The following is a 17,544-nucleotide window of genomic DNA, read 5'->3' on the forward strand; positions in this document are numbered from 1 at the left end:
TCGGAGGGTCAAATTCGCCCGTTCGGTACGGGCCGCCGCCCCGGTGTGCGGGGCGGCGGCCCGTACCCGTGGATCAGTCCTGGGCCGGGGCGGCGGTCTTCTCCGCCGTCTTCTTGGCCGGGGCCTTCTTGGTGGTGGTCTTCTTCGCCGCGGTCTTCTTGGTCGCCGCCGTCTTCTTGACCGCGACCTTCTTGGCCGTGGTCTTCTTCGCCGCGGTCTTGCGCGCCGCCGTCTTCTTGACGGGGGCGGGCTCGGCCTCGACGGGCGCCTCGGCGGCCTCGGGGGCGGCCTCGGCCGGGGCCGCGGTCACCACGACGACGGCCGCCTCCTCGGCGCCCGAGGGCGAACCGGCGGGCGCGGTGGCCTTGCGGACCACCCGGCGACGGGCACGCGGCGGGGCGGCCACGGGGGCCTCCTCGACGACGGGCTCGGCGACGGCCTCGGCGACCGGCTCCACGACGGGCTCCGGGGCGGTCTCGACGACCGGCTCGACCACGACCGGCTCGACGGCCGGCTCCGTGGTCGAGACGACCGGGGAGGTCGCCCGGCGGGTGGCACGGCGACGGCCGCGCGGGGCCGGGGTCTCCTCGGCCACCGGCTCGGCGACGGTCTCGACGACCGCCTCCACGACCGGCTCCGGCTCGACGACCGGCTCCGGGGCCGCGACGGGCTCCGGCTTGGCCTCGAACACGACGGCCTCGGTCTCCACGACCGGCCGTGCGGCGACCGGCGCGGACACCCTGCGGGTGGCGCGACGGCGGCCACGGCCACGCGTGGCGGCGGCCTCCGCCTCGGCGATGGAGCCGTACAGCTCCTCGTCCGCGGCGATCGGCTCGGGCAGGGCCACCGGGGCGGCCAGCTCGGCCGCGACCTCGGCCTCGGTCTCGACCTCACCGGTCTCGGCCTCGGTCTCCGCGGCCTCGGCGTGGTCGTGCTCGTGCTCGTGGACGTGCTCGGCGCCGCCGCGGCCGCGCTTCTTCGAGCGCTTGCCGCCGCCACCGCCACCGGCGGTGGTCGGCTGCTCCATGTGCACGATGACACCGCGGCCGTTGCAGTGGACGCAGGTCTCGGAGAAGGACTCCAGGAGGCCCTGGCCGACCCGCTTACGGGTCATCTGGACCAGGCCGAGCGAGGTGACCTCGGCCACCTGGTGCTTGGTCCGGTCCCGGCCCAGGCACTCCAGGAGGCGACGGAGCACCAGGTCGCGGTTGGACTCCAGGACCATGTCGATGAAGTCGATGACGACGATGCCGCCGAGGTCGCGCAGCCGTAGCTGGCGCACGATCTCCTCGGCCGCTTCGAGGTTGTTCCTCGTCACGGTCTCTTCGAGGTTGCCGCCCTGACCGGTGAACTTGCCGGTGTTGACGTCGACGACGATCATCGCCTCGGTCTTGTCGATCACCAGCGAGCCACCGCTCGGCAGCCAGACCTTGCGGTCCAGCGCCTTCATGAGCTGCTCGTCGATCCGGTACGTCGCGAAGACGTCGACCTCGCTCGTCCACTTGGACAGGCGGTCGGTCAGGTCGGGGGCGACGTGGTGCACGTACCCGTGGATGGTCTCCCACGCGTCGTCACCGCTGACGATGACCTTGGAGAAGTCCTCGTTGAAGATGTCGCGGACGACGCGGACGGTCATGTCCGGCTCGCCGTAGAGCAGGGTCGGAGCGTTGCCGCTCTTCGCCTTCTTCTGGATGTCCTCCCACTGCGCCTGCAGACGCTCGACGTCACGGCGCAGCTCGTCCTCGCTCGCGCCCTCGGCGGCGGTGCGCACGATGACGCCCGCGTCCTCGGGGACGATCTTCTTGAGGATGGTCTTGAGACGGGCGCGCTCGGTGTCCGGGAGCTTGCGGCTGATGCCGGTCATCGAGCCCTCGGGCACGTACACGAGGTAGCGGCCGGGCAGCGAGACCTGGCTGGTCAGGCGGGCACCCTTGTGGCCGATCGGGTCCTTCGTCACCTGGACGAGGACCGACTGGCCGGACTTGAGCGCGGACTCGATGCGGCGCGGGCCGTGGCCCATGCCGAGCGCCTCGAAGTTGACCTCGCCGGCGTACAGGACGGCGTTGCGGCCCTTGCCGATGTCGACGAAGGCGGCCTCCATGGACGGCAGGACGTTCTGGACCTTGCCCAGGTAGACGTTGCCGACGTACGAGGTGGCCTGCTCCTTGTTGACGTAGTGCTCGACGAGCACGTTGTCTTCCAGGACGCCGATCTGGGTGCGCTCGCCGCTCTGGCGGACGACCATGACGCGCTCGACGGCCTCACGGCGGGCCAGGAACTCGGCCTCGGTGATGATCGGGACGCGACGGCGGCCCTGCTCGCGGCCCTCGCGACGGCGCTGCTTCTTGGCCTCCAGACGGGTCGAGCCCTTGATGGACTGGACCTCGTCGACGCCGGTGCCGGGCTCGGCCTTCTCGCGGGCCGGGCGGGGCTCGCGGACCTTGACGACCGTACGGACGCCTTCCTCGTCGGCGCCCTCGGCGTCGGCGGAGGCGTCCCCGCTGCGACGGCGGCGGCGACGGCGACGGCGGGAGCTGCTGGAGCCGCCGGCGAAGCCCTCGGCGTCGTCCTGCTCCTCCTCGCTCTCCTCGGAGTCGTCGGACTCGTCCTCGGCGTGCGGCTCCTCGCCCTCCTCGGCCTCCTCGACCTCGGTGAGCTCACCGCGGCGACGGCGACGGCCGCCACGACGGCGACGACGGGACGGGCGGTCCTCGTACTCGTCCGTCTCCTCGGCCTCCTCGATCTCGTCGGAGACGGCCTCGACCTCGGGCTCGTCGGCGACGGTGGCCGGGACGGGCTCGCCGCGGCGGCGACGGCGACGGCGGGAGCCGGCCTCGGCGCGCTCGGCGGGCTCGGGGGCCTCCACGGGCTCGGCCTCGGTCTCGACCTCGGCCTCGACGGCCTCGATCTCCTCGACCGTCTCCTCCTCGTCCTCCGGCTCCACCACGCCGGCGGCGGCGGCCGCGGCGGCGGTCTCCGGGGTCTGGAACATCGGCTCGGTGAAGACCGGGGCCTGGAACACGGCGACGGAGGGGCGCGCGGCACGGCGCGACTCGCGGACCGGGGCCGGCTCGGAGGTGAACTGCGGCGAGGTCGCGCGGCGGCGGCCGCGGCCACGGGTGGCGGCGGTCTCGGCGGCGGTGACCTCCGCCTCGTCGGCGGCGATCTGCGCGACGACGGCCGTCGGCAGCGACTCACCGGTGGCGGCGGGCTCGGCGGACGCCTCGGGCGTCGCCTCGGCGGTCGCCTCGGGCGAGGTGACCTTACGGGTGGCACGGCGGCGGGCACGCGGGGCGGGCGCGGCGGCCTCCTCCGTCACCTCGGCGGCCGCGACGGCCGGCTCGGCGACCGGAGCGGCGGCGGGTGCCACGGCCACGGTCTCCTCGGCGGCGGGAGCGCCGGCCGGAGCGGTGGCCTTACGGGTGGCACGGCGACGGGTGCGGGCCGGCGGGGCGGCCTCGGGGGCCTCCTCCACGACGGCCTCGGCTGCCGCGGGCTGCTCGGTGGGCTCCGCGGCGGGCTCCTCGGCGACGACCGGGGAGGTCACCGGCGAGGTGGCCTTGCGGGTGGCGCGGCGGCGCGGGCGGGCGGGAGCGGCCTCGGGGGCCTCCTCGACGGCCTCGGCCGCGGCGGTCTCCACGACCGGCTCAGGGGTCTCCACGGCGGCGGTCTCCGCGGCCGGTGCGGTGGCCTTGCGGGTGGCGCGGCGGCGGGTCCGCGGCGCGGGTGCTGCCTCGGCCTCGGCCGGGGCGTTCTCCACGGCGGGGGCCTCGGCGGCCGGCGTGGTCTCGGTGGTGTCGGCGGTGGCGCCCGTCACCGGCGGACCGGCGGGGCGGGAAGCGGCACGGCGCCTGCGGCGCGGCGGCAGCTTGTCACCGGGGGCATTGGTGTCTTCGTTGGACTCGAGCATGCGGGGTTCTCCCGTCACGCTCCCGGGCGCCGCGTCTGGTTCCGGTCCGGTGGCACGGTCGCGCCTGGGGCGCGGTGCCACCGTCCGGGGCGCGGGCGCCGCACGGGAGCTCTATGTCTGGCTCGCCGGTTCCGTACGCCCTTGTTGCGGACGGCCTGGCGAAAGTCTCCTGGTCTGTGCGCGGCCCGACCCAGGTGGCTCCCGAGTGCCAGGGCTGCGCTACAACGACCGCTCCTTACGCGATGCCGTCACCCGGCGCCGTCGCAGAGGCGGTCGCGGCGGCCGTGGTAGAAGCGGCCGTGACTGCCTCGCGGTCGGGCGCGAGCGGGTCGGTCACCGTGCCGGACTCCTCGTCGAAGAGCCCCTGCGCCAGCCTGGTCACCGCAGCGGGGACCGGCGGCGCCAGGTCGGCCACAGCTCGGAGACCGGACAGGACGTCGTCGGGTCGCACGGCAGGTGTCACGTGCCGAACAACCAGCCGCAGTATCGCACAGGCGCTGTCCAGCGGCCTATCACCCTGGGGATCACCCTGGGGAGCGGCTGCCGTCAGCTCGGTGACCGCGGAACGCGCGTCGAAGGTGCGGACGCCGTTCTTGGTCTTGCGCTGTACTTCCACCGCCTCGGCCGCGAGAAACGTCCCGGCCGCCTTCGAGGCGTCCTCGACGGTGACGCCTTCCAGACGCAGCTCCCACACGGAGGCGGTGAGCCGGTCGGCGAGACCCGAGGTCCGGGCCTCGACGGCGTCGGTGATGTCGAGGCCGGCCGGGAGGGACTCGTCGAGCAGGGCCCGCAGGGTCTCCGGGTCGCGCGTCTCGGTGAGGGCGATCTCCAGGTACTCGGCCTCGGAGCCCGTACCCGTCGGGGCGGCGTTGGCGTACGACACCTTGGGGTGCGGGGTGAAGCCGGCCGAGTACGCCATGGGCACCTCGGCACGGCGCAGCGCACGCTCGAAAGCGCGCTGGAAGTCACGGTGGCTGGTGAACCGGAGGCGGCCGCGCTTGGTGTAGCGCAGTCGGATGCGCTGCACCGCCGGTGCGGGCGGCGGGCCTTCGGGCTGTCGCTTGCCCAGTGGTTCTTCTCCTCGGTGCGGGGCGGCGCGTTCGGCGCCGTCCACGAGATGTACGGGTTGCCTCGGGGGTCCCGCCCGGTTCACCCCCGCTTTCGCAGGGAGATCTCGGGGGCGGGCGCCGCGCCGGGGACGTTCGTTGTACTACCCAGAGTACGCGCCCGCTCCGCCTCCGGTTCCCCGGGCTCGGACGACCGGACTCCGCCGACCAGGGCACGCCAGGCGTCCCGGCGGGCCTCCCGGACGGTGGCGCGGGCCGTGGCGAGGGCGTCGCGTACGGAGGCGCGGGCCGCGGTGAGGGCCTCCTTCGCCACCCGGCCCACCTGGACGGCGGCCCGGCGGGCCGGGGCCCAGACGCTGTCGCGGACCCAGTGCCCGACAGGGGTGCAGACGCTCTGCCAGAACCAGGTCACGGGCCGCCCGACCAGGGTCCGGAACACCCATCGGAGGGCGCGGCCGACGGCGAGCGACAGGCGGCCGGCGATCCGCCAGCAGACGGCGAGCGCGTCCCCGACCTCCCGCGCGACCGGCACGAGGACCCGGTTCCAGAGCCAGGCGAGGGGTCGGACGATCCCGTACCGGACGACCGGCACGAGCACGAAGCGCCAGAGCCCCGCCCAGGGCCACACGAACACGGCCTTGGCCAGCCAGACCGTGCCGACGGCGAGGCCGTGGCCGAGCCGGGGGAAGAACCATCCGAGCCCCTGGCCGACCGGGGTGAGCACGTACCGGTCGAACCAGAGGACCGGCACGACGAGGCCGTACCGGAGCAGCGGGACGAGGACGTACCGGAAGAACGCGGCGACCGGTACGAGCACCCCCTTCTCCAGCAGGAACAGGAGGCCCGTGCCCAGCGGGGCGAGGACCTGCCGGTACAGCCGGACGGCGGGTACGGCGATCCCGTAGCGGCAGACGGGGACGACCACGTACCGCCAGAGCCCCACCCACGGCCAGACGAACACCGCCATGGCCAGCACGCGCCCGACGGCCGACAGCCCCCGCCACAGCCGGCCGGCTCCGAAGGCGATCCCCCGCCCCAGACCGGTGAGGAACCGGGCGATCCCCCGCCCGACACCGGTGAAGAACCACGCCAGGCCCAGGCCCACCCGGGTGAACACCCACCCGAGGCCGTGCCCCACGCCGGTGCACACCCACGCGATCCCTCGCCCCACCGGCGTGAGCACCGCCCCGTACAGCCACCGCGCCGGGCGGGTCACCGTGTGACGGAAGACCAGGGCGAGGGCTCGCCCCACTCCGGTGCACACCCAGGCGAGAGCTCGCCCCACCCCGGTGAACACCCACCCGAGACCGCGCCCCACACCCGTGAACACCCACGCGAGTCCCCGGCCCACCCCCGTGAGGGCCCACGCGATGCCCCGGCCCGTCGGGCGCAGGATCGTGCGGTCGAGGAGGTGGGCCGAGGCCGCGAGGGCGTCCCAGGCCATCCGGACCGGGAGGACGAGGACCAGCACGACGATCCGGATCGGGATGCGGATCAGCGCGGGCGGCGGCGGGTTCTCCATGCTCATGCCGGAAATGACGCGACGGCCCGGCGGAGGGTTTCCCCTCACGCCGGGCCGTCGCCGGAGCGTTACCCGAACGGCCCTACTTCACGACCGACAGCGGCAGCAGCTTCTTGCCCGTCGGGCCGACCTGGATCTCGGTCTGCATCGCGGGGCAGACACCGCAGTCGAAGCACGGCGTCCAGCGGCAGTCCTCGACCTCGGTCTCGTCGAGCGAGTCCTGCCAGTCCTCCCACAGCCAGTCCTTGTCGAGACCGGAGTCCAGGTGGTCCCAGGGCAGGACCTCCTCGTAGGTGCGCTCGCGGGTCGTGTACCAGGCGACGTCGACACCCATGGCCGGCAGCGTCTTGTCGGCGCAGGCCATCCAGCGGTCGTACGAGAAGTGCTCGCGCCAGCCGTCGAAGCGGCCGCCGTCCTCGTACACCGCGCGGATGACCGCGCCGATGCGGCGGTCGCCGCGCGAGAGCAGGCCCTCGACGATGCCGGGCTTGCCGTCGTGGTAGCGGAAGCCGATCGAGCGGCCGTACTTCTTGTCGCCGCGGATCTTGTCGCGGAGCTTGCGCAGCCGCTCGTCCGTCTCCTCGGCCGACAGCTGCGGGGCCCACTGGAAGGGGGTGTGCGGCTTGGGGACGAAACCGCCGATGGAGACGGTGCAGCGGATGTCGTTCTGGCCGGAGACCTTGCGGCCCTCGGCGATCACGTTCATCGCCATGTCGGCGATCTGGAGGACGTCCTCGTCGGTCTCCGTCGGCAGGCCGCACATGAAGTACAGCTTCACCTGGCGCCAGCCGTTGCCGTACGCGGTGGAGACGGTCCGGATGAGGTCCTCCTCCGAGACCATCTTGTTGATGACCTTGCGCATGCGCTCGGAGCCACCCTCGGGGGCGAAGGTGAGGCCGGAGCGACGCCCGTTCCTGGTCAGCTCGTTGGCCAGGTCCACGTTGAAGGCGTCCACACGGGTGGACGGGAGGGACAGGCCCACCTTGTCCTCCGTGTACCGGTCGGCGAGGCCCTTGGCGATCTCACCGATCTCGGTGTGGTCCGCGGAGGAGAGGGAGAGGAGGCCGACCTCCTCGAAGCCCGTCGCCTTGAGACCCTTCTCGACCATCTCGCCGATGCCGGTGATGCTTCGCTCCCGCACGGGGCGCGTGATCATGCCGGCCTGGCAGAAGCGGCAGCCGCGGGTGCAGCCGCGGAAGATCTCGACGGACATGCGCTCGTGGACGGTCTCCGCGAGCGGCACGAGGGGCTGCTTGGGGTAGGGCCACTCGTCGAGGTCCATGACGGTGTGCTTGGAGACGCGCCACGGCACACCGGACCTGTTGGGTACGACGCGGCCGATGCGGCCGTCCGGCAGGTACTCGACGTCGTAGAACGCCGGGACGTACACCGAGCCGGTCTTCGAGAGGCGGAAGAGGACCTCCTCGCGGCCGCCCGGCCGGCCCTCGGCCTTCCAGGCGCGGATGATCTCGGTCATGTCGAGGACGGCCTGCTCGCCGTCGCCGATGATCGCCGCGTCGATGAAGTCCGCGATCGGCTCGGGGTTGAAGGCCGCGTGGCCGCCCGCGAGCACGATCGGGTGGTCGACGGTCCGGTCCTTCGCCTCCAGCGGGATGCCGGCCAGGTCGAGGGCGGTGAGCATGTTCGTGTAGCCGAGCTCGGTGGAGAAGCTCAGGCCGAAGACGTCGAACGCGCCGACGGGCCGGTGGCTGTCGACCGTGAACTGCGGGACCTTGTGCTCCCGCATCAGCTCTTCGAGGTCCGGCCAGACGCTGTAGGTGCGCTCGGCGAGGACGCCCTCGCGCTCGTTGAGCACCTCGTAGAGGATCATGACGCCCTGGTTGGGCAGACCGACCTCGTACGCGTCCGGGTACATCAGCGCCCAGCGGACATCGGCGGACTCCCACGGCTTGACCGTGGAGTTCAGCTCTCCACCGACGTACTGAATCGGCTTCTGCACGTGCGGGAGCAGAGCTTCGAGCTGCGGGAAGACAGACTCGGCAGCAGACATCTCGAACCTTCGTGAGCTGGCAGGGGGGCGACTCTCAAGCGTACCCCGGTGCTCAGCGGGTCAGTGCCGCCCTGAGTTGCGGGGCCGAGGCCCGGGCCCAGACGCCGGGGAGCTCCCGCTCCGCGGCCTCGGCGGCGGCCTCCTCGCGTCCGAAGAGAAGTCCCCAGGTGAAGGCCGATTCGCCGGCCCCGTGGGCCTGGACCGCGAGTTCCCGCAGGGCCCCGCGGGCGACGACGGCGTCCTGGTGTTCGCCGAGCAGGGACTGGACGGCCTTCACCCGTTTCGCCAGCCTCCTGGCGGGCTTTCCGAGGACGGGGCGGGCCGCCTCGGCCGCGTACCGGGCGCGCTTGGCGGCCTTGCGGGCCTCGTGGAGGGCGAGGTCGCGCCGATGGCCGGGGTCGAGGGAGAGGGCGTGCGCGATCCGGGCGGCGAGGCGGTCGTGGTCCTTGCGGACGGCGCGGCCGAGGACCTCGCGGGCGTCGCGGCCGGCGTCCTCGTGGAGGGGCGGGTGGGCGAGGAGCCCGTCGAGGCGGTCGAGGAGGGCGAGGTGACGGGCCGAGTCGAGGGCGGCGAGGGCCCGGCGTCGGGTGCTCCTGGCGAGCGCGGCGTCCCGGCGGCGCAGCCGGGCCTTGGCCGGGCCGAGGACGAGGGGGCGGGGCAGGTCCTTGAGGCGGGCGCGCAGCCGTTCGTCGAGGACCTCCTGGTCGCGGGCGACACCGAGCTCTCCGGCGAGCCACTTCAGTTCCTCGCCGACGGGGTCGGTGATCTCCCGGTCGAGGACGCGACCGTACGTCTTGAGGGCGCTGCGCAGCCGGCGGCAGGCGACGCGCAGCTGGTGCACGGCGTCGGGCAGGTCACGCCGTACGGCGGGGTCGTGGGCGACGATCGCGTCGACCTGTTCGCGTACGTAGGCGAGGACGGTGGCTCCGGCGGTGCCGGGTGTCCCGGCGTCGGCCGGGGGCGCCTCGGGTTCGGCGCCGGTCTCGGCGAGGGCCCTGGCCAGTTTGGAGGCGGACGCGGAGGGCTTGATGCCGGCTTTCCTGAGGCGTTTCTCGACGGCGTCGAGGATCGCCGGGTCGGCGTCGTCGGCGAGTTCGACCTCGATCTCGGTCCAGGCCGTCACCCCTTCGCCCGTGAGGCGTTCGGCGCGGACGGTGTCCACGGAGACCTCGGCGAGGAGGGTGCCGTCGCCGTCGCGGAGGTGGCGGACGTCCCGCGCCGAGCGGAGGCGGACGACGGGGACGACCTCGCCGTCCCGGACCCGGGAACGCAGGAGCCCCGCCAGGGAACGCGGGAGCGTGTCCGAGAGCGGGGCTCTGATCTCGTCGCGGATGCCGGAGGCGACGGGGAACTTCAGGTGCCAGCCGGCGTCCTCGCCGCCGGTGCGGCGGCGCAGGGTGAGCGCGTCGGCGGCGAGCCGCAGATCCGGCGTGTCGTAGTAGACGGCGTCGAGTTCGGTGACGCCCACGTCGGTGACCGAGGCCACCCCGGCCGCCCGGGTGAGGTCCGGGAGGCCGGTCCGGGAGGTGGCTTCGTACTTCCGCTCGATCTCTCGCTTCGTGTCCGCCATGAATCGAATCTAGACGGGAAGCGAACGCGGCGGCAGGGGCACAGGGGGCTCAGGCCGTCATCGGCCGCTGCACCCTGATCGACTGGAGCAGTCCGATCGCCACCCACACCGCGAACATCGACGAGCCGCCGTAGGACACGAACGGCAGCGGCAGCCCCGCGACCGGCATGATGCCGAGCGTCATGCCGATGTTCTCGAAGGACTGGAAGGCGAACCAGGCGATGATCCCGGCCGCGACGACCGTGCCGTAGAGCTCGGTGGTCCCGCGGGCGATCCGGCAGGCGCGCCAGAGGATGACGCCGAGGAGCAGGAGGATCAGGCCGGCGCCGACGAAGCCCAGCTCCTCCCCCGCCACCGTGAAGACGAAGTCCGTCTGCTGTTCGGGCACGAACTGGCCGGTGGTCTGGGAGCCCTTGAAGAGTCCGGAGCCGAGGAGGCCGCCGGAGCCGATCGCGATGCGGGCCTGGTTGGTGTTGTAGCCGACACCGGCCGGGTCGAGGTCGGGGTTGGCGAAGGCCGCGAAGCGGTTGATCTGGTACTCGTCGAGCATGCCGAGCGCGGTGACCAGGACCGCGCCTCCGACGCCGGCGCCGATCAGCCCGAGGACCCAGCGGTTGGAGGCGCCGGAGGCGAGCAGCACGCCGAGCACGATGACGGCCATGACCATGACCGACCCGAGGTCGGGCATCAGCATGACGATGCCCATGGGGAGCGCGGCCAGGGTGAGGGCCTTGGCGACGGTGCGGTGGTCGGGGTGGATCTGGTCTCCGGCGTCGACCTTCGCGGCGAGCAGCATCGCCATGACCAGGATGATCGTGATCTTCACGAACTCGCTGGGCTGGAGGGAGAAGCCGCCGCCGACGACGATCCACGCGTGGGCGCCGTTGATGGTGGCGCCGAGCGGGGTGAGGACGGCGAGGATCAGCACGATCGAGAGGCCGTAGAGGACCGGGACCGCGCCACGCAGGGTGCGGTGGCCGAGCCAGATCGTGCCGATCATCAGGGCGACGCCGATGCCGGTGTTGAGCACGTGCCGGAAGAGGAAGTAGTACGGGTCGCCGTTGTTGAGCTCGGTGCGGCCGCGGGTGGCCGACCAGACGAGCAGCGCCCCGATGAAGGAGAGCGCGAGCGCGGAGAGCAGGATCGGCCAGTCGAGCCGGCGGACCACCGAGTCGCGGGCGGCCAGCTTGGCGAGCGTGCCGCGCTCGGGGGCGTACCGGGAGACGGAGAAACCGTGGGGTGCGGTCATCGGTTCAGTCCCTCCGCCGGGTGGCCGGCGGACCGGCGAGTTCCTGCTGGTCCGGCTTGTCGGGGTCGGCCCGGTCGGGCTTGTCCGGGTCGGGCTGCTGTGTGTCGTCCGGCGTGCTCAGGGGCGCGTTCGGGTCGATCTTCCCGATCTCCGGGTCGTAGGGCCCGACCTTCGGGGCGTCGATGGAGCCGTCGGCCTCGATCTTCGGGAGGGTCTTCTGCGGCTGCGGCAGCAGGGCCCGCTTGAGGTCCTGGTTGCCCGCGTCGTCGAGTCCGTAGAGCGCGTCGTAGATGTTGCGCACGGCGGGGCCGGAGGCGCCGGAGCCCGTACCGCCCTGGGCGATCGTCATGACGATCGCGTAGTCCTTGGTGTACGTGGCGAACCAGGAGGTCGTCTGCTTGCCGTAGACCTCGGCGGTACCCGTCTTGGCGTGCATCGGGATCTTGTCCTGCGGCCAGCCGCCGAATCGCCAGGCGGCGGTACCGCGGGTGGCGACTCCCGCGAGGGCTTCCCCTATCAAGGCCTGCGTCTTGGTGTCCATGGGGAGCTTGCCGTGCGCCTTGGGCTTGATCTCGGTGACCTTCTTGCCGTCGGGGCTGATGACGGCCTTGCCGACGGTGGGGTTCCAGAGGGTGCCGCCGTTGGCGATGGCGGCGTAGATGGTGGCCATCTGGATGGGGGTGACGAGGGTGTCGCCCTGCCCGATGGAGTAGTTGACGGAGTCACCGGCGCGCATCAGGTTGCCTTCGAGGCAGTTCTCGTACGAGAGCTGCTGGACGTACGTGCCGCCCTTCTTGCCGATGCGGCACCAGTAGTCCTTGTTGTCCCTCCAGAAGTCCTGCTTCCACTTCCGGTCGGGGACGCGGCCGGTGACCTCGTTGGGGAGGTCGATGCCGGTCTCGGCGCCGAGGCCGAACTGGTGGGCCGTCTTGTAGAACCAGTCGTTGGCGTTCTTCTTCGGCTTCATCCCGCCGTCCTTCTGCCACTGCTGGTGGGAGAGGGCGTAGTAGACGGTGTCGCAGGAGACCTCCAGGGCCTGGCCGAGGGTGATGGAGCCGTGGCCCTGGGACTCGAAGTTCTTGAAGACCTGGTTGCCGATGGAGTACGAGGAGGGGCACGGGTAGCGCCCGTTGAAGTCGTATCCGGCGTTGACGGCCGCGGTGGTCGGGATGACCTTGAAGATCGAGCCGGGGGCGGCCTGGCCCTGGATGGCCCGGTTGAGGAGCGGGAAGTTGGAGTCCTTGCCGGTGAGGGCCGCGTAGTCCTTGGCCGAGATGCCGCCGACCCAGGCGTTGGGGTCGTAGTCGGGCTGGGAGGCCATGGCGACGATCCGGCCGGTCTTGTTCTCCATGACGACGACGGCGCCGGCGTCGGCCTTGTAGTTCTCGCTGGTGTTCTTGTCGTAGACCTTGCGGGCTTCCACCATCGCGTTGTGGAGCTCCCACTCGGCGACCGCCTGGACGCGGGCGTCGATGGAGGTGACGACGTTGGAGCCGGGCACGGCGGGGTCGCTCTTGGCCTGGCCGATGACGCGGCCGAGGTTGTCGACCTCGTAGCGGGTGACGCCGGCCTTGCCGCGCAGTTCCTTGTCGTAGGTGCGCTCCAGGCCGGAGCGGCCGACCTGGTCGGAGCGGAGGAACGGCGAGTCGGTGTCCTTGGCCTTCTCGATCTCCCCGTCGGTGACGGGCGAGAGGTAGCCGAGGACCTGCGAGGTGCGGGACTTGCCGGGGGCCGGGTAGCGGCGTACGGCGGTGGGTTCGGCGGTGATGCCGGGGAAGTCCTCGGCGCGCTCGCGGATCTGGAGGGCCTGTTGGGTGGTGGCCTCGTCCGTGACCGGGATCGGCTGGTAGGGCGAACCGTTCCAGCAGGGCTTGGGGGTCTTGGAGTCGCAGAGCCGGATCTTGTTGATGACGTCGTCGGGCTTCATGTCGAGGACGTCGGCGAGCCGGGTCAGGACGGTCTTGCCGCGGTCCTTCATCTTCATCAGCTCGGTGCGGGACGCGGAGACCACGAGGCGGGTCTCGTTGTCGGCGAGCGGGACGCCGCGGGCGTCGAGGACGGAGCCGCGCACGGCGGGCTGCACGACCTGCTGGACGTGGTTGTTCTTCGCCTCGTCCGTGTACTCCTTGCCGTTGCGGATCTGGAGGTACCAGAGCCGGCCCCCCAGGGTCAGCAGCAGCGAGAAGACGAGGATCTGGATGACGACGAGCCGGATCTGGACCCGGGGGGTCCGCCCTGTCTCGGGGATGTTGCTCATACTGCCGGTGCCCCCTCGGTCACAGTCGCTTGACTCCCTTGATGCGTCCGGCCCGTGAGGCGCGGCTCCGGGCGGTCTTCACCCGCAGGCCGCCGCGCTGGGTCCCGATCCTCAGGCCGGTGCCGGAGGAGAGCCAGCCGGAGGCGACGTCGGCGCCGTTGCCCCCGCCGGCGTCGGCGAGCGGGTCGTTCTCCGCGCGTCTGGCCAGGGCCATGATGAGCGGCACCGTGAAGGGCGCGAGGAGCAGGTCGTACACGGCCGCGGTGAACAGCAGCGACCCGAGGCCGACATGGCGGGCGGCGGTGTCGCCGACGAGGGCGCCCACTCCGGCGTACAGCAGGGTGGAGCCGACGGCCGCCGCGACGACGACGGCCATGGGGCCGGTCGCGGAGGTGAGCCGGCCGTTCTCCGGGCGGGCCAGGCCGACGAGGTAGCCGATGACGCAGAGCACGAGGGCGTAGCGGCCGGCGGCGTGGTCGGCGGGCGGTGCCAGGTCGGCGAGGAGTCCGGCGGTGAAGCCGATGAGCGAGCCGCTGACGGGTCCGTAGACGAGGGCGAGGCCGACGACGGTGAGGAGGACCAGGTCGGGGACGGCGCCGGGGAGCTGGAGCCTGGCGAGGACGGAGACCTGGACGACCAGGGCCACCACGATCAGGGTGGCGGAGAGGAGGATGCGGTTGAACTTCACGGTGTCGCGTCCCCCTGGTCCCGGCCCTGCTGGTTCTGCGGGTTCTGGTCCTGCTGTGCGGTGTTCGGCTGCTGTCCGTCGGCGGCCTGCCGGCCGTCCGGTGGCGGCGGTGTCACCGTGACCGTGACGGTCGGCGCGGGCTTGGGCTTCTGCGGCAGGACCACGTCGCGCGGGTCGGAGCGGGGGGCCTGGACGACGACGCCGACGATGTCGAGCTTGGTGAAGCCGACGTACGGGCGGACGTAGATGTTGCGGGTCAGGCCGCCGCCCGCGGGGTCGACGCGGACGACCTCGCCGACCGGGACGCCGGGCACGAAGGGCTTGTCGGCGCGCGAGCCGAAGGTGACGAGCCGGTCGCCCGGCTTCACCTTGGCCTTGCCGTTGAGCAGCTGCACGAGCAGCGGCCGGTCGCCCTGGCCGGTGGCGAAGCCGAGCTCGTCGGACTTCTCCATGCGCGTACCGACGGTGAAGTCGGGGTCGTTGGCGAGGAGGACCGTGGCGGTGGACGGGCCGACGGTGGTGACCCGTCCGACGAGTCCGGAGCCGTTGAGGACGGTCATGTCCCGCTTGATGCCGTCGCGGGCGCCCACGTCGATCGTGACGGTCCAGGAGAAGCCCTGGGCCGCTCCTATGGCGATGACCTGGGCGCCCTTGATGCCGTACTGCCCGGCGCCGGCGGTCTTCAGCATGGAGTCGAGTTCGCGCAGCCGGTTGCGGTTGCGGTCGTCGCTGCCGAGCTCGGCCTTGAGCTCGGCGTTCTCCTTCTCCAGGGCGGCGATCCGGGTGTGCCGCTCGCCGGAGTCCCTGACCGCGCCTATGGCGTTGCCGATGGGATCGACGGCGGCCGCCACACCGTTCTCGACCGGCCCGAAGACCGCCGCTGCGGCCTGCCGGGCACCGTCGACGGGTGACTCCTGACCGCCGCGGATGTCCACCGTGATCAGTGCGAACGCGATGGCGATCAGCAGCACCAGGAGCAGCCGGCTCTCTCGTGTGTCCCTCACGTGCGGCGGCCGTGCCTTTCCTCGTGGTTCGGTTGTTCGGCTGTACGGGTGAAACCCTGTGCGGTTGTCGTCTCGTGGGGCCGTACGGGTGGTGCTAGCGGCGCGGCTGGGCGTCCAGGACCTGCTGGAGCGCCTCGAACTCCTCCACGCACTTGCCGGAACCGAGCACCACCGAGTCCAGCGGGTCCTCGGCGATGTGGATCGGCATCCCGGTCTCGCGGCGGAGACGCTCGTCGAGGCCGCGCAGCAGGGCGCCGCCACCCGTGAGAACGATGCCGCGGTCCATGACGTCACCGGAGAGCTCCGGCGGGCACTTGTCGAGGGTGGTCTTCACGGCGTCGACGATCGCGTTGACCGGCTCCTCGATGGCCTTGCGGACCTCGGCGGCGGAGATGACCACGGTCTTCGGGAGACCGGAGACGAGGTCGCGGCCGCGGATCTCGGTGTGCTCGTCCTTGTCGAGGTCGTACGCGGAGCCGATGGTGATCTTGATCTGCTCGGCCGTGCGCTCACCGAGGAGGAGCGAGTACTCCTTCTTGATGTGCTGGATGATCGCGCTGTCCAGCTCGTCGCCGGCGACCCGGATGGACTGTGCCGTGACGATTCCGCCGAGGGAGATGACGGCGACCTCGGTGGTGCCGCCGCCGATGTCCACGACCATGTTGCCGGTGGCCTCGTGGACGGGGAGGCCCGAGCCGATGGCCGCCGCCATGGGCTCCTCGATGATGTGCACCTGGCGCGCGCCGGCCTGCGTCGAGGCCTCGATCACGGCGCGGCGCTCCACTCCCGTGATGCCGGAGGGCACGCAGACGACGACCCGCGGGCGGGCCAGGTAGCGGCGCTTGTGGATCTTGAGGATGAAGTAGCGGAGCATCCGCTCCGTGATCTCGAAGTCGGCGATCACGCCGTCCTTCAGGGGCCGGACGGCGACGATGTTGCCGGGGGTCCGGCCGATCATCTTCTTCGCCTCGGAGCCCACCGCGAGGATGCCGCCGGTGTTGGTGTTGATCGCGACGACGGACGGCTCGTTGAGGACGATGCCACGCCCCCTGACGTACACCAGCGTGTTGGCAGTCCCGAGGTCGATAGCCATGTCACGGCCGATGAACGACATTGAGTTCCCCTTGTTTCCCATGAGGATGCTTCGGGCCTTCCCCAGCGAGCGTTGACGGCTTCTCAGGCAGGCGAAACGGTGGCTGAAATGGGTGGCTGAAGGTGGTGCGGCGTGGAGTTTTCCATCGTAGTGCCGCCCGCCCGGATACCGCGCGGTGGTCCACCTCTTGTACAGGTGACGGTAGGACGCGGCGATCCGTTCCCGGGATCGGCGTTCATATGCCTGGGGGCGACCGAATTCCTTCGGTCGCCCCACAGGCTGCTGCGTTCGGCTGACGCCGAGTCAGCGAAATCGGGTCGGCTCAGACGAGACCGGGGAAGAAGATCTTCAGCTCGCGCAGGGCCGACTCCTCCGAGTCGGAGGCGTGGATCAGGTTCTCCCGGACGATGGTGCCGAAGTCGCCGCGGATCGAGCCGGGCGCGGCGGCGATCGGGTCGGTCGGACCCGCCAGCTGGCGGACACCCTCGATGACCCGCTCGCCCTCGACGACGAGCGCCACGACGGGACCGGAGGCCATGAAGCCCATCAGCGGCTCGTAGAAGGGCTTGCCCTTGTGCTCGCCGTAGTGCTGCTCCAGGGTCTCCTGGTCCAGCTCGCGCAGCTCCAGGGCCGCCAGCGTCCAGCCGGCCTTGCGCTCGATACGGCCGATGATCTCGCCGACCAGGCCACGGCGGACGGCGTCGGGCTTGAGCAGGACGAGCGTGCGCTGGCTCACGGGGGAACTCCTTCGGAAAAGCGGTGTGCGGGACCTCCGAGGCTACAGGCCCCGCACGCCCCACGATTACGCAGCGTCAGGCCCTGCCGAAGCCCCTGCGGCCTGGGCCTCGGCCCACCGTGCCTTGATGTCGTCGATCCGTCGCCCATAGTGAACGGAGGCCCACCACAGGCCGGCGAAGACCGCCCCGAGGAAGAACATCGTCGGGACGAAGAAACCGCTGAGGATCAGGCCGATCTGCAGGGCCCAGCCGAGCTGCACACCGCCGGGACGGGTGACCGTCCCACAGAGCAGCACCGAGAAGACCATCGCGACACCGCAGACCCACCAGACGGTGGACATCGCGAGGCTGTCGTCCTTCATGGCGACGAGCCCGGCGAAGCCGATCACGAAGAACTCGCCGATCAGCGTCGAGGAACAGAGCGTACGCATCCGAT

12 protein-coding genes are annotated in these 17,544 nt (G+C 71.8%); all 12 read right to left on the reverse strand.

From position 1 onward, the window contains the following. Nucleotides 1-73: 73 nt before the first annotated feature. Nucleotides 74-3,910 carry a ribonuclease E/G gene (locus tag ACH4MY_RS01805; RefSeq protein WP_397996061.1) on the reverse strand — a complete coding sequence of 1,279 codons (3,837 nt, stop codon included), beginning with the start codon at nucleotides 3,908-3,910 and terminating at the stop codon, nucleotides 74-76. A gap of 235 nt (nucleotides 3,911-4,145) precedes the next feature. Then, nucleotides 4,146-4,937 (reverse strand): TIGR03936 family radical SAM-associated protein, encoded by a 792-nt coding sequence (locus ACH4MY_RS01810; RefSeq protein ID WP_397996063.1) that lies wholly within the window; start codon nucleotides 4,935-4,937, stop codon nucleotides 4,146-4,148. A gap of 122 nt (nucleotides 4,938-5,059) precedes the next feature. Continuing rightward, the gene (locus ACH4MY_RS01815; protein WP_397996066.1) at nucleotides 5,060-6,505 is read right to left on the reverse strand and encodes a hypothetical protein; all 1,446 of its coding nucleotides are present in this window, start codon (nucleotides 6,503-6,505) and stop codon (nucleotides 5,060-5,062) included. Nucleotides 6,506-6,581: 76 nt separating this feature from the next. Next, a complete protein-coding gene (locus ACH4MY_RS01820) occupies nucleotides 6,582-8,510 on the reverse strand; it encodes a TIGR03960 family B12-binding radical SAM protein (protein WP_397996069.1) in 1,929 nt (642 codons plus the stop codon). 52 nt (nucleotides 8,511-8,562) lie between these two features. After that, nucleotides 8,563-10,080 (reverse strand): CHAD domain-containing protein, encoded by a 1,518-nt coding sequence (locus ACH4MY_RS01825; RefSeq protein ID WP_397996072.1) that lies wholly within the window; start codon nucleotides 10,078-10,080, stop codon nucleotides 8,563-8,565. 49 nt (nucleotides 10,081-10,129) lie between these two features. Further along, nucleotides 10,130-11,329, reverse strand: a complete 1,200-nt coding sequence (gene rodA / locus ACH4MY_RS01830) for a rod shape-determining protein RodA (RefSeq protein WP_397996074.1) — start codon at nucleotides 11,327-11,329, stop codon at nucleotides 10,130-10,132. Nucleotides 11,330-11,333: 4 nt separating this feature from the next. Beyond that, on the reverse strand, nucleotides 11,334-13,586 hold the full coding sequence (gene mrdA, locus ACH4MY_RS01835) for a penicillin-binding protein 2 (protein WP_397996077.1): 2,253 nt from the start codon (nucleotides 13,584-13,586) through the stop codon (nucleotides 11,334-11,336). Nucleotides 13,587-13,605: 19 nt separating this feature from the next. Then, the gene (mreD, locus tag ACH4MY_RS01840) at nucleotides 13,606-14,274 is read right to left on the reverse strand and encodes a rod shape-determining protein MreD (protein ID WP_397996079.1); all 669 of its coding nucleotides are present in this window, start codon (nucleotides 14,272-14,274) and stop codon (nucleotides 13,606-13,608) included. Then, nucleotides 14,271-15,278, reverse strand: a complete 1,008-nt coding sequence (gene mreC, locus ACH4MY_RS01845; RefSeq protein ID WP_397996082.1) for a rod shape-determining protein MreC — start codon at nucleotides 15,276-15,278, stop codon at nucleotides 14,271-14,273. The genes mreD and mreC overlap by 4 nt, the downstream gene beginning before the upstream one ends. Nucleotides 15,279-15,372: 94 nt before the next feature. Then, nucleotides 15,373-16,392: a rod shape-determining protein gene (locus tag ACH4MY_RS01850; protein WP_397996085.1), complete on the reverse strand. Its 1,020-nt coding sequence runs from the start codon at nucleotides 16,390-16,392 to the stop codon at nucleotides 15,373-15,375. Nucleotides 16,393-16,693: 301 nt separating this feature from the next. Continuing rightward, nucleotides 16,694-17,107 carry a nucleoside-diphosphate kinase gene (gene ndk / locus ACH4MY_RS01855; RefSeq protein WP_329278755.1) on the reverse strand — a complete coding sequence of 138 codons (414 nt, stop codon included), beginning with the start codon at nucleotides 17,105-17,107 and terminating at the stop codon, nucleotides 16,694-16,696. 66 nt (nucleotides 17,108-17,173) lie between these two features. Then, nucleotides 17,174-17,539, reverse strand: a complete 366-nt coding sequence (locus ACH4MY_RS01860) for a DUF4233 domain-containing protein (RefSeq protein WP_397996088.1) — start codon at nucleotides 17,537-17,539, stop codon at nucleotides 17,174-17,176. Nucleotides 17,540-17,544: the final 5 nt, after the last annotated feature.

Origin of the sequence: Streptomyces sp. NPDC017246, assembly GCF_044331325.1 — a bacterium.
Taxonomy (GTDB): domain Bacteria; phylum Actinomycetota; class Actinomycetes; order Streptomycetales; family Streptomycetaceae; genus Streptomyces.